The sequence below is a fragment of the Porphyromonas sp. KLE 1280 genome (assembly GCF_000700805.1).
GTDB classification, from domain to species: Bacteria; Bacteroidota; Bacteroidia; order Bacteroidales; family Porphyromonadaceae; genus Porphyromonas; species Porphyromonas pasteri.
The window spans coordinates 867768-880797 of record NZ_KL362962.1 but is presented as its reverse complement, the minus strand read 5'-3'; the positions used below and the strand labels follow the sequence as shown (position 1 = coordinate 880797).

Below are 13030 nucleotides of genomic sequence, written 5' to 3'. Positions count from 1 at the left end.
ATTACTCTTGTGCTGGGCTCATGCTGAGCACGGCCTCGATAGGATGGTGATCCGATTCGCTGGCGGTCTTGTCGACCTCGCAGCTGATAGCACGGAAGGCAGAGCCGTAGAGGATGTGGTCAATGCGCACGATGAAGGGGCGCGTCTTGAAGGTGAAGCCGAAGCCATTGCCTCGCTCGACGAAGGCGTCCTTTAGCCCATCGGCGATCTTATGTCGGGTATAGGAGAGAGGCGTGTCGTTGAAGTCGCCACAGACGATGACACGCTCGGTACCATAGCTCTGTATGAGCTGGTGGATGACGTTCGCCTGTACGCCATGGGCACGGAAGGTCGGTGCGAGCTTTGCACCCATGGCGTCCTTCAGGCGGACGGCATTGCCTTGAGAGGCCAAGCGTAGGTAGTCCTCGCCATCGACACGGCGCAGATGGAAGGACTCGAGGTGTACATTGATGATGAGTGTCTCTTCACCACGGATGAGCACCTTGTAGGCTATAGCTCCGTTGACCCAAGAGTCGATAGGTATCTCCTTGGTCTCGGTGATAGGGTACTTGGAGAGAAGCGCGAGGGTACTCCCGCCACGATTCACGCGATTCACCTGGATATAGGGATAGTCCTTGTCGAGATAGCTACGCAGGGTCTTCGAGACGACACCTGCCCAAGGATTCTGATTGAGCATCGCCTCCTGTAGGCAGACGATGTCAGCACCACTGCTTTTGATGTACTGCAGGATGGCGTTGGGGCTGGTCTTGGTGTGGGGCTTGAAGCCGAAGGCGCAGACGTTGTAGGAGAGCACGCGTATCGCATCGTCTTCGTCGCCGAGGATCTTCGCCGAGCGGCTGATGGGGAAGTAGGTGAGGAGCTGTGGCAGGGAGATGAGCCACACGACTCCGACGAGGATGAGACGCTTCTTGTCGAGTGCGATGAGCCAAAAGAGGCTCACGAGGAGCTGTGCTAAGAGAAGGCCAGGGAAGAGCAAGCCTAAGAAGCTCGGGAGGATCCAGGTCTTCGGCGCTATGTACCCCGAGTAGGCTCCGAGGAGATAGACCCCAGAGATGAGGAGTGTCCCCACGAGAAGGATGACCCGTGCGACGCGTGAGCTGAAGGTGAAGAGAGCGCGAAGCTTCATTATTTGGTTGCCGTGGGGGAGGTTAGTTTTTGTCTTTGGGTAGGTTCTTCATCAAGCGACGACGCTCCTCGGGGCTTAGGCTGGAGAAGCTTGAGTGACGGGTCTTGCGTAGCAGTTCCTCTCGGTCGCTGGTAAAAACGCTTGCGGGGTGCTTGACCTGCTTGCGGTAGTAGAGACCGCAGGCGATACCGAAGAGTAGCCCACCGAGGTGTGCCAAGTGTCCGCCTAAGTTCCCTCGCCCAGCACCGACGAAGACGAGGAATAGGAAGACCCAGAGTGCGATGGGTGGGACGCGATTTCCCGTAAAGCGCAGGGTGAACGAGGCGAAAATCTTGCGATCTACCATGACTGCCGCAGCGCATACGCTGAGGATGGCTGCTGAGACACCTTGCAGCGACAGGGGAGGTATGATCTGTGCACCGAGGAGCTGGTAACCTAAGAGGTAGGTCAATGCCCCTGCGATGATACCTCCGATATAGGTCCAGAGGAATCTATGTGTACCGAGTCGATGCGCCATCACGGGGAGGAGCGCATAGACCAAGCACATGTTGCCAAAGAAGTGGAAGAAGTTTAGGTGGGGGAGGGCATACGTGACGAGCGACCAAGGATGGTAGAGTACCTTGTCCCACTCAGGGTAGAACGAGAGCGAGAGCCCGAGATCCCACCAGCGTAAGGGTGTGATGAGCGTGCAGGCCCAAGAGGTCAGCCCGATAAGGAAGTAGGCGAAGGTGTGTAGGATGAGGAGGCGCATGACGATGCTCCCCTCTTGCCAATACTCTTTATATAGTTTCTTCCAGTTCATCGAAGACCTATCGGATAACCCCCTTCTTACGCCAGAGATAGATGAGGGTAGCCCCGCCGATCATCCCACCGAGGTGAGCGAAGTGGGCTACCTGACCCCAAGTGTTGTGGATGCCAGCGAAGAGCTCGAAGGCGCCGTAGAGGAAGACGAAATACTTCATCTTCAGCGGTATGGCGAAGCCAATGAGGACGTATGAATTGGGGAAGAGTACGCCAGAGGCAAGGAGAATGCCGAAGACAGCTCCCGATGCCCCCACGGTATTCAGCATACTGAGGAAGGTGTCGAGTGGTACGATCCCCGATGGGAGCTGTACGCTCGCGTACTGCACGACCTCGCGTAGCTCATAGTACCAACTCAGCTCCTGCACCAGCCCTGCACTAATACCACAGAGCAGGTAGTAGATCAGATAGCGCTTGCTGCCCCAGAAGTACTCGATGCTGGAGCCGAACATATAGAGCGCGAACATATTCGACAGTACGTGCTCGATGGACGAGGTGCTGTGGAGGAACTGATACGTCAGGAGCTGCCACACTCGGAAGGCTGAGGACTCGAAGTAGTGCAGGCCAGCGACCTCCGCAAGGTCAAAGCCTCGACGCAGTAGCAGGACTGAGGCGAAGTAGATGATGAAGTTGATGACGATCAAGTTGCGGGTCACTGGGGGAGCCCAGCGAGCCCAGGCGGAGGAGGACTGTCGCATACAGCGCTATGGAGTGATGATGGAGTCTATCTAATATATGGGGCTCTCGGGGATGTACTCACCTGAAAAGCCCCGTCTCACAAAGATAACTATTCTTCCCCGCTTCTTTGTTGTACAGCAGGAAGCGAAATAGCCCCGCAGGAGGTCATCCTGCGGGGCTATTTATATCCTACGGCTTCGGTGCGCGGGCAGGGTTGCCTCAGCGCAGATGGGCCGTACGGTGTGGACTACTTGATACGCTTGTAGCCGTAGACAGCGAGGTCACCGAGCTCTTCTTCGATGCGGAGGAGCTGGTTGTACTTAGCCATACGGTCGGTACGGCTGAGCGAACCGGTCTTGATCTGACCAGAGTTCGTAGCTACAGCGATGTCAGCGATCGTAGCATCTTCCGTCTCACCAGAGCGGTGTGAGGTGACGGAGGTGAAGCCGTGGCGGTGAGCCATGTCGATAGCGTCGAGCGTCTCGGTGAGCGTACCGATCTGGTTGACCTTGATGAGGATCGAGTTACCGCAGCCTTCAGCGATACCGCGACGGAGGTACTCTACATTCGTGACGAAGAGGTCGTCACCGACGAGCTGGATCTTCTTGCCGAGCTTGTCGGTAAGCTTCTTCCAACCTTCCCAGTCGTTCTCAGCCATACCGTCTTCGATCGAGTCGATGGGGTACTTCTCTACCAGCTGGCTGAGGAACTCAACCTGCTCGTCGATCGTGCGCTTCACACCGTGGTCACCTTCGAACTTCGTGTAGTCGTAGATGCCATCCTTGAAGAACTCAGAGGAAGCGCAGTCCATAGCGATGGTGATATCCTTACCGGGGACGTAGCCAGCCTTTTCGACAGCCTTGAGGATCGACTCGATAGCGTCTTCCGTACCGTTGAGGGCAGGAGCGAAACCACCTTCGTCACCTACAGCGGTGCTGAGGCCACGATCGTGGAGGACCTTCTTCAGTGCGTGGAAGACTTCAGCACCCATGCGGAGACCTTCGCGGAAGCAGCATGCACCCACAGGGCGGATCATGAATTCCTGGAAGGCGATAGGAGCATCCGAGTGCGAGCCACCATTGATGATGTTCATCATAGGTACGGGCAGTACATAGGTGTTCGTGCCACCGATGTAGCGATAGAGGGGGATGTCGAGGTACTGAGCGGCAGCCTTAGCGACGGCGAGAGATACACCGAGGATAGCGTTAGCGCCGAGGTTGCTCTTGGTCTTGGTGCCATCGAGAGCGATCATCTTCAGGTCGATCTCACGCTGGTTCAGGGCGCTCATGCCGTAGAGCTCAGGTGCGATGACGTTGTTGATGTTCTCTACTGCCTTGAGGACACCCTTACCGAGGTAGCGACCCTTGTCGCCGTCACGGAGCTCGAGAGCTTCGTTTTCGCCCGTGGATGCACCGCTGGGTACAGCTGCACGGCCGATGATACCACACGCAAGGTGTACGTCTACTTCTACTGTGGGGTTCCCACGGGAGTCGAGGATCTCACGCCCGACGATCTTGATAATTTCCATAAAACTAATTCGAATTAGCAAATCTGTCTATATAGACTTTTCTGTCTCCTACAAAGGTACAACGAATATATGATATTCAACTGCCCGAGTTACAAGAGAATGGACAAGGGGATAAGGGCGCTCCTCTACACCCTATTTAAGGCCTTTCAAAAGCGACACTCTCGGTGGTGGAAAAGCGCCCCACAGCACGCCTTTTTGTGGCCAGCTGTGAGGCGAAGATGCGGATGTAAGGGCTCAGAAGCGAGCGCCTTAAATGCGAAGTGTAGCCGTCACGATGAGCTCGCGAGGGCGGAGCGGTACGGCGAAGCTCGAGATGTCGGTGGCGGAGAGGCGGGTCACTCGGTAGTAAGTCTGTCCCCATAGGTTCGCTAAGCGGGCGGTGAGCTTGATGCGCTTGCTGACGGTCCAGGTGGCGTCGAGGTCACCGAAGAGGGTATGCTTGTACTCCCTTGGAGCGACCTCATTCATCGAGTGGACGACCTGCAGGCCGAGGAGCCAGCGATCACCGAGGGGTAGGCCTGCTTCGAAGCTCTCACGCAGGGAGAGGACGGGGCGTAGCTTCGTCAGTGGGTGGTGTATCCATAGGCTGCTGAGCTCGAAGGTGTAGGCCAGCTCCAGCGGGGAGAGCTTGTTGCACGTCATCGTGAGGCTGGGTATGAGGAGGTCGCTCTGGATCTGATAGACGCGCTGTGCCTGTGAGGAGATGTAGCTCGAGTGGCTGTATCGTAGCTCGGCATGTAGGCTCAACCCGAGTGGTGCGATGGACTTGTCGACGACGCCCGCTGCGGAGAAGGTCTGGCGGTGGTGCGTGCTGTCGATGGGGATGCTCACCGTGCGGTCGAGACTATAAGTATAGTCACGGTAGTAGCCGCGGGTCGTGTAGTTGTAGCTCAGATGGAGGTAGGTGAAGAAGAGCTCCAGCGGATTGCGATAGGTGAGCTGGAGAGGGTCTGCTGACTGTAGAGGTGCTCGAGGCTCTGGTAGTAGAGGCGGTAGCCTCGTCTCTGGGTGCTGGGGCTGTAGTAGCCGTCGAGGTCGGGGCGCTCGGAGTAGCTCCCACGTAGCCATAGCTCCCCGTGCTGCCCGAGGCTCGCCCTCATACTGAAGAAGGGGGCGATACGCAGGCGTGTCGCCTCATCGTGGCGCATACCTACCTGAAGCATCTCCCGCTCGAGGGTAAGAGGGGTACCCACCGAGAGATAGAAGCCCTCGGGGCGGTAGCTGAAGGACGCGTCCAGCGCCAGAGAGAGGTCGCGGTAGCTGCAGGAGCGGGTGAGGCTCGCATAGGGCGTATCGAAGCTCCGTAGGTCGGCCGTGGCTTCCAGCCCCGTGTGAAGTGCCGTGGTGCGGGAGAAGTGGAAGCTCGTCGAGGCTTGATGCGTCGTGTGAAGCTGGGTGATGCGTCGCTCTTCGTAGAGCGTCTGTGTGGGGAGTGCCGCCTCGGTCCACTCGCCACGGAGCGTCTCTCCTGCGGTGTAGCCACGTGTGGAGGAGACGAAGTCGAGGACCGTACCGCCTAAGCGGAGGGTCGTCTGCAGGGCCGCTTGGAGCCAAAGCGGCTCCTGCCGTAGCCCCAAGGTGTACTCGCGGCTATTGGAGCGAATGCCCTCCGTTTGGTCGGAGCGCCTACCTCCGAAGCGTAGCTCACCTACGAGATAGCGCTTGGGTGCATTGTCCTCGTAGCGTAGGGCGGCATTGTAGTAGTTGGGGCTTCGGGTCAGCTGAGAGGTCTCGTAGAGGTCGAGGGGTGTAGTGCCGAGGTAGTGGGTCTCGCTCTCGGAGCTGAGGCGTCGACGGTCGTGGTAGCCCGAGACGTTGATGCGGAGGTTACTGTATTCCCCGAGCTTCTGCAGGTCATTGATACCCCAGTTGAAGCCTCTGTCATCGAGGTAGCGCCCGATGTCGAGGGGTGGGTGTTGTGGGGAGGAGGTCTGTAGGGCGGTCGAGGGAAGGGAGATCTGCGGAAGGCCACTCCCTGCGTCGTGCTGCTGCTCGAAGTCTGACGAGAGGTCTATCCCCGTATTATTCCCCTTGAGTGAGGTGATGAGCTGGTTCGTCGCTGAGGCCTGCATGAGGAAGGCCTTGCCCTCCCAGAGCGGCGCAGGCAGGCCCGTCCCGGCTGTGATCTCCCCGAAGGGACGGAAGCGTGAGGCCTTGCTCAGACGGATGTTCAGCGCTGCCTGGTCGCTGGAGACGAGGCCCTGTAGGACGCGCTTGTGCTGGTTGTGCTCGATGACTTCAACCTGATCGACGGCATTGATGGGGATGTTGCGCGAGGCCTGCGTGTAGTTGCTGCCCAAGGGATCTTGCCCCTCGATGTAGAACTTATTGATAGGCTTACCCTGATACTCTATCCGTCCATTCTCCTTGACCTCTACTCCGGGGAGCTTCTTTATGACATCCTCGAGGTAGCGGTCTCGCTTGCCTGCAAAGGCCTTGACGCGGTAGCGGAGCGTGTCGCCCCGCACGGTGATGGGGCGTGCCTTGATATGTACCTCACGTATCGGCGTCGTCGAGGGCTGGAGACGCACGGTGAAGCTATCTCCCGAGAGCTCGCTGATGCGTAGCTCTTGCTTCGTATAGCCTAAGAGGACGAAGGAGAGGAACTGGTCTTGGGGCGTGAGGCGAAAGCGTGCCTCGCCCTTGGCATCACTCTGCGTGAAGGCTGTGCGGTGCCGCTCGCCGTCCCATGCAGAGCAAAGGACGTCGACGATGGGGGCACCTGTCTCGGCATTGACGATGCGGGCGGTCACGTGGCGCTCACTCGTCTGCCCATGCGCTTGCCCTGTGGGGAGCAGGAGGAGCAGTGTGAGGAGGCACCAAAGGAGTCGAGGCGTGTAGTCGTAGTGTCTCATAGTGGTATCGGGAACGTGAGGAGAGAGGATGTTACTCCAGCTCAATCGGGTTGTAGGGCTTAGGTGGCTTGGCGGTCTTCTTCCCCTGGACGTTGACCTTCGGTGTGCTGTAGCCCGAGGGGTTCGCCATGTAGTTGCGGATGGCCTGCTGGAGGCGCGCTCTCGTCGTCTTGAAGTAGGACTTCTTCTTGCGGTAAATGACCTCTCCGCGCGGAGCGCGCTCGAAGCCCTGCAAGGTGAAGACGTGGTCACGGTCCTTATCATAGATACAGGTGATGAGTCCAGGGAGTCCTCTGAACTTATACGGGCCATAGCTCAGCGGGATCTCCTCGGTGTACCAAGCCGTGTAGTCGCGCCCTCGGTAGCGGGTCTGGGCGCGATGGCAGGTGTATCCTGCGATGATGCTATCTCTTGCGACCAGCTCCCACTGCTGCTGGGGGATACTATCTACGTAGGTGAAGTAGTCGGCGACGATCCGATCGAAGTACTCCATCTTCCCCTCTCTCTGAAGGAAAAGTATGTGGCTATCCATGACGGAGCTCTTGCTTGCCTTATGGTATCCTGGGACGAACTCTTCAGGGGCCTTGCCCGTCTTGACCCCATCGTCAAATATGGAGTCAGCCAGCAAGGTCCCATGGTCTATATAGCGCTGGGCCGTTTCACCGATTTGCAATACTTGCGTCCATTCATAGGCTGGCGCCATGCTTTTCGCAACAGGATGGTACTCTGCTTTATAGAATGCGCGATAGAGGTTGGGCTCAATGACGTCCTTGCGTACGGTGTCAGCCTTCATTGATTTGAAGGCACGTATCAAGCTCTCGATGAATGGGGCCATGTTGGTCTCTTGTGCCTCAGCGCTCATTACGGAGAGGATGCACATACAGAGTGATAGGACGATGCCTCGGAGGAGTCTCATTGTCTTCATATAGGGCGGGGAGAAGTGGGGGAGGCTTTTACTCCAGCTCGATAGGGTTGTAGGGCTTGCTATGATGCTTGACGGGCTTGTTCTTGGGGTCAGGGGTGACGATGTCGGAGGTGAAGAGGTCGGGCTGCTCGTGGTAGTTCCTCTGGAGCTTCGCCACCACTTCCCGCTTGGTCTCGAACCACCACATACGTCGCGCTTCCTCGTAGATGTAGTCCTCTGACGGAGCTTTCTCGAAGCCTACGAGCGTATAGATGTGCTCACGCTTAGTGTCGTAGATGCAGGTGATGAGTCCAGGGAGTCCGCCGAACTTAAAGGGCCCGTAGGGGAAGGGAATCTCCTCGGTGTACCAAGCGATGTAGTCTCGTCCGCGGAAGCGCGTCGTGGCCTTGTGGCACGTATAGCCTAAGACCGTGCTATCACCCCGCGCCATCGTCCACTGGAGCTGGGGGATGGGCTCCGTGTAGTGGTACTTGTTGATGAAGATCCTCTCGTGGGCATTGATCATCCCCTTGGGGCGGTCGAAGATAAGCTTCAGATGAGATAAGGCAGCTCTTGAGGCAGCCTTATCCTCCGCCTCAAATTCCCCATATTTCTTCCTCGCCTTCACCGAAGCATTCCATATCGAGTCACTACGTAGCGCACCATAGTCGAGGAAGGCTTGGTAGTTCCTGCCTATCTGTAGGACCTGCATCCAGTGATAAGCCTGAGGGACAGATGGGTCGTCTCGGTACTGCTTCTCATAGTAGGCCCGATACTGCGCGTAGTCGAATATGGTCATCTGCAGGGAGTCGCTCGGCTCATATACATAGGTGTAGTCCGGGAAGACCTTGGGCTTTTGCCCTGTAGCAGGAAGGCTTAGGCACCCTATCCCGATAGCGAGGAGGAGGGTGCGGAGAATGGTCTGTTTCATAGCTCAGCAGGGGGCGGGTTTATTCTAATTCGATCGGGTTGTAGGGCTTAGGCTTGCGCTTGATGGCCTTGTTCCTGGGGTCAGGGATGAGGATGTCGGGGGTGAAGAGGTTGGGCTGCTCGTGGAAGTACTTCTGCTGCTTCGCCAGCACCTCCCTCGTGGTCTCGAACCACCCGCGTCGCACATTCTCATAGATGTAGTCTTCCGAAGGCGCTTTCTCGAAGCCTACAAGCGTATAGATATGCTCGCGCTGGGTGTCGTAGATGCAGGTGATGAGGCCAGGGAGTCCACCGAACTTAAAGGGCCCATAGGGGAAGGGGATCTCCTCGGTGTACCAAGCGACGTAGTCTCGCCCGCGGAAGCGCGTCGTGGCCTTGTGGCATGGGTAGCCTAAGATCGTGCTATCGCCCCGCGCCATCGTCCACTGGAGCTGGGGGATGGGCTCGGTGTAGTGGTATTTGCTGAGGAAGATCGCATCGTGAGCATTGATCATCCCCTTGGAGCGGTCGAAGATGAGCTTGAGATGAGAAAAGGTGTCATCTGCGGCGGCACGACTCTCCGCGCTAAACTCGCCATAGCTTTTCCTACCCTTTGCTGCTGCATTCCAGATGGAGTCTCTACGTAGCTCGCCATAGTCGAGGTAGGCTTGGTGGCTCCTACCTATCTGCAGGATCTGCATCCAGTGATAGGCTTGCGGATCAGCGGGGTCATCTCGATACTGCTTCAGATAGTAGGCTCGGTAGAGCGCATGATCGAATATGTTCGTCGGGGTGCTGTCACTCGGGGCATATACCCTGCTGGGATCAATACCTGCTTTGGGCTTTTGCCCTGTGGCGGGAAGGCTTAGACACCCCATCCCGATAGCGAGGGATAGGGTGCGGAGAAGCAAACGTATCATAGCTCAGCGGGGTTATTCCAGCTCGATGGGATTATAGGGCTTGGGCTCACGCTTGGTCTTAGTGCCAGGGGCTGGTGTGAGAATGTCGGACTTGAAGAGGTTGGGCTGCTCGTGGTACTGTCGCTGGAGCTTATTGACCTCCTCGCGTGTGCCCTCGGTGGGCTTACGTCGCCCGTTGCCGTAGTAGATGTAGTCTAAGGCCGGGGCTTTCTCAAAGCCTACAAGCGTGTAGATGTGCTCGTGCTGGGTGTCATAGATGCAGGTGATGAGACCAGGGAGACCGCCGAACTTATAGGGCCCGTAGGGGTAGGGGATCTCCTCGGTGTACCAAGCGATGTAGTCTCGTCCACGGAAGCGGGTCGTAGCCTTGTGGCACGTGTAGCCTAAGATCGTGCTATCGCCCTCGGCCATCGTCCACTGCTGCTGGGGGATGGGCTCGCTGTAGTGGTACTTCGAGACAAAGACTCTGTCGTATGCGTCCAAGACACCCTTGTTGCGGTCAAAGAGGAGCTTCACGTCGGGAAGCGATTCATCTTTAGCTGCAGACCATTCGGGATGCAGTTCGGCATCACTCTTGCCCGCCTTTATCGAGGCGTTCCATATCGAGTCGGCACGTAGCTCCCCATAGTTGACGTAGCCCTGATACTTGCCCCCGATTTGCAGGAGCTGAAGCCAGCGATATTCCCGAGGATCGGAGGGGGTGTCTCTGTATTGTTTTCGATAGTAGGCTCGGTATTGAGCATAGTCGAAGATGGTAAGCGCTATGGTATCGCTCAGAGCATAGTGCTTGTCGGGTTTTTGGGTTGCTTGAGCTGAAGCGGTCGTGCTGTGAAGGCACAGACTACCTATACCGATAGCGAGGGATAGGGTGCGGAGAAGTAAGGGTTTCATGTGTCGTGTGGTGCTTGGGGTGATGTGGGAAGATGCGATGATTAGGATTGGGTAGGGCGGTAGGCGATGTAGAGCGGGCGACTGCCCTTGCGCTGGATGCGTAGGTAATGGCCTGTGTCCTCCGTAGCGAGGAGCTTGAAGAGCCCAATCTTCGTCTTGTAGAAGTAGCCACTATAGCCGAAGTAACCTCCTGAGCCGAAGACACGGAGACCATTCATTACCTCAATACCACTTACCTCCGAGATGTCGTAGGTCGTGCGGCTATACCGCTTCGACCATAAGAGCCGTCTCAGGACCACGGTCTCTCCGTCATCCTCTATCGAACGGGGCATGGAGAGGGGAGGGTAGATGAGGCCCAAAGCGCCTGCCCAGAGGACGAAGGCAAACGATGATAAGCCGTCTACCGTCACGAGAAGATAAAGGATGAGTGCAAGAGCCCATAATCCAATGAAGGTGATGACCTTGACGAATGTAGAGTACCTAAACGTGTAGTGCATAGCGCGATCAGATGAAAGTGGTGTCGTTGCTTTGCGTTCTCGTGTTTCTGCAGTGTGTGGAGAAGGGCTCCTCTCCACACTGCAAACCTAAAAAAAAACTTGTAATCAGCAATACCAGAGAAGAGAACCTTGCGATACACGCTGCTTAGCCGTGCTATGTGGGACTCGTCTCTTCGGAGAGAAAAGCTGAGAGCAGTAGTGGAATGACTCCCTACGAGCGCGAATAAAAGTCGCGGACGAGTGGTAGATAAGTTGCGTCTACGTACGTAGATCTAATGTCTACGTACGTGGATCATAGGGTTTACGTGCGTGGTCGTTAAGACTACGTGCCTGGATAGGGGAAGACCACTACGAGAGGGTGACTTTTTCTTCGCGGGGATAGCACTTCTTCCTCCGCTGGATGAGAGAAATCGGCGTGATAGGGCGAGTTCCTTACCCTCTGTTAGTGGGCTATCCTCGCGTGTATAGGGGCGCAGGTGCGAGGCTTTAGCTATCTTTGTGCCACTATACATACAGATAATCACCTCTTTTAAAGAAGAAAAATGATCAACTTTATTGAAGAGCTGCGCTGGCGTGGGATGATCCATGATATGTTCCCAGGCACTGAGGAGCAGCTACAGAAGGAGCGTACCTCTGCATATCTGGGTATTGACCCCACGGCAGACTCCCTTCACATCGGCCACCTCGTCGGGGTCATGATGCTGCGCCACCTCCAGCTGGCAGGCCATCGCCCCATCGCCCTCATCGGCGGTGCTACGGGGATGATTGGTGACCCCTCGATGAAGTCCGCCGAGCGTAACCTCCTCGACGAAGAGACGCTCCGCCACAACCAAGCTTGCATCAAGAAGCAGCTGTCTAAGTTCCTCGACTTCGATAGCGATGCGCCCAACGCTGCCGTGCTGGTGAATAACTACGACTGGATGAAGGACTACAGCTTCCTCGGCTTCATCCGCGACATCGGCAAGCATATCACGGTCAACTATATGATGGCTAAGGACTCGGTGAAGAAGCGCCTCAGCGGCGAGAACTCCAACGGGATGTCCTTCACCGAATTCAGCTACCAGCTCCTGCAGGGCTACGATTATCTGTATCTCTATCGCCACTACGGCTGCCGTCTGCAGATGGGGGGCTCTGACCAATGGGGGAATATCACCACGGGTACGGAGCTGATCCGCCGTATGGATGCTGGTGAGGCCTATGCTCTGGTATGTCCGCTGATCACGAAGGCCGACGGTGGTAAGTTCGGTAAGACCGAGAGTGGCAATGTGTGGCTCGACCCCGAGCGCACGAGCCCATACGCCTTCTACCAGTTCTGGCTGAATGTCAATGATGCCGATGCGGCACGCTATATCAAGATCTTCACGACGCTGACGCAGGAGGAGATCGCAGGCCTCGAGGCTCAGCAGGCTGCCGCTCCACACGAGCGCGCCCTGCAGAAGCGCCTGGCGGAGGAGATCACCATCCTCGTCCACGGCCGTGAGAGCTATGATGCCGCTGTAGCTGCCTCGGGCATCCTCTTCGGGCAGGGCACGCGTGAGCAGCTCCAGTCGCTCGACGAAGCTACGCTCCTCTCCGTCTTCGAGGGCGTCCCCCAGTTCGAAGTCTCGAAGGATAAGCTGCAGGGCGGTGTGAAGGTCATCGACCTCCTCACCGAAGATGCGGCTGTCTTCCCCTCAAAGGGCGAGCTGCGCAAGCTCATCGCCTCGGGTGGTGTGAGCGTGAACAAGGAGAAGGTCGCCAGCCCCGATGACCTCATCACCTCTGCCCAGCTCATCGCTGACCGCTACCTGCTCGTACAGCGCGGTAAGAAGAACTACTACCTCGTCTTGGCTAAGTAAGCCACGGACATCCGATAACGACGGCTCCCCTGCTACCACCAATGGTAGCGGGGGAGCCGTCTTCTTTTGACCCACCTCGGGGG

Annotated in this window: 12 protein-coding genes; 1 reads left to right on the top strand and 11 read right to left on the bottom strand. The window is 57.0% G+C overall.

Going from position 1 to position 13030, the window contains the following annotated elements:
* Window position 1: 1 nt before the first annotated feature.
* The 11 genes from HMPREF1121_RS03400 to HMPREF1121_RS03350 all read right to left on the bottom strand — a co-directional run bounded on the left by HMPREF1121_RS03400 (window position 2) and on the right by HMPREF1121_RS03350 (window position 11109).
* On the bottom strand, window positions 2-1126 hold the full coding sequence (locus HMPREF1121_RS03400) for an endonuclease/exonuclease/phosphatase family protein (protein WP_044114634.1): 1125 nt from the start codon (window positions 1124-1126) through the stop codon (window positions 2-4).
* Between the two features lie 22 nt (window positions 1127-1148).
* Window positions 1149-1928 carry a rhomboid family intramembrane serine protease gene (locus tag HMPREF1121_RS03395; RefSeq protein ID WP_084151933.1) on the bottom strand — a complete coding sequence of 260 codons (780 nt, stop codon included), beginning with the start codon at window positions 1926-1928 and terminating at the stop codon, window positions 1149-1151.
* Window positions 1929-1935: 7 nt separating this feature from the next.
* Window positions 1936-2625, bottom strand: a complete 690-nt coding sequence (locus HMPREF1121_RS03390) for a rhomboid family intramembrane serine protease (RefSeq protein WP_044114632.1) — start codon at window positions 2623-2625, stop codon at window positions 1936-1938.
* A 227-nt stretch (window positions 2626-2852) separates the two neighbouring features.
* The gene (gene eno, locus HMPREF1121_RS03385; protein ID WP_009432153.1) at window positions 2853-4133 is read right to left on the bottom strand and encodes a phosphopyruvate hydratase; all 1281 of its coding nucleotides are present in this window, start codon (window positions 4131-4133) and stop codon (window positions 2853-2855) included.
* Between the two features lie 249 nt (window positions 4134-4382).
* A complete protein-coding gene (locus HMPREF1121_RS03380) occupies window positions 4383-4964 on the bottom strand; it encodes a hypothetical protein (RefSeq protein WP_044114631.1) in 582 nt (193 codons plus the stop codon).
* Window positions 4965-5023: 59 nt separating this feature from the next.
* Complete coding sequence (locus tag HMPREF1121_RS03375) at window positions 5024-6988, bottom strand: carboxypeptidase regulatory-like domain-containing protein (RefSeq protein ID WP_156946038.1); 1965 nt, start codon at window positions 6986-6988, stop codon at window positions 5024-5026.
* Window positions 6989-7019: 31 nt separating this feature from the next.
* A complete protein-coding gene (locus HMPREF1121_RS08635; protein WP_052353572.1) occupies window positions 7020-7904 on the bottom strand; it encodes a GLPGLI family protein in 885 nt (294 codons plus the stop codon).
* 37 nt (window positions 7905-7941) lie between these two features.
* Window positions 7942-8823 (bottom strand): GLPGLI family protein, encoded by an 882-nt coding sequence (locus HMPREF1121_RS03365; protein WP_044114629.1) that lies wholly within the window; start codon window positions 8821-8823, stop codon window positions 7942-7944.
* 19 nt (window positions 8824-8842) lie between these two features.
* Window positions 8843-9721: a GLPGLI family protein gene (locus tag HMPREF1121_RS03360; RefSeq protein ID WP_084151929.1), complete on the bottom strand. Its 879-nt coding sequence runs from the start codon at window positions 9719-9721 to the stop codon at window positions 8843-8845.
* A gap of 12 nt (window positions 9722-9733) precedes the next feature.
* On the bottom strand, window positions 9734-10612 hold the full coding sequence (locus HMPREF1121_RS08630) for a GLPGLI family protein (RefSeq protein WP_052353570.1): 879 nt from the start codon (window positions 10610-10612) through the stop codon (window positions 9734-9736).
* Window positions 10613-10653: 41 nt separating this feature from the next.
* A complete protein-coding gene (locus HMPREF1121_RS03350; protein ID WP_044114628.1) occupies window positions 10654-11109 on the bottom strand; it encodes a PH domain-containing protein in 456 nt (151 codons plus the stop codon).
* Between the two features lie 545 nt (window positions 11110-11654).
* Between HMPREF1121_RS03350 and tyrS the strand changes: the two genes are divergently transcribed.
* Window positions 11655-12947, top strand: coding sequence for a tyrosine--tRNA ligase (tyrS, locus tag HMPREF1121_RS03345; protein WP_044114772.1), 1293 nt, complete (start codon window positions 11655-11657; stop codon window positions 12945-12947).
* Window positions 12948-13030 lie beyond the last annotated feature (83 nt).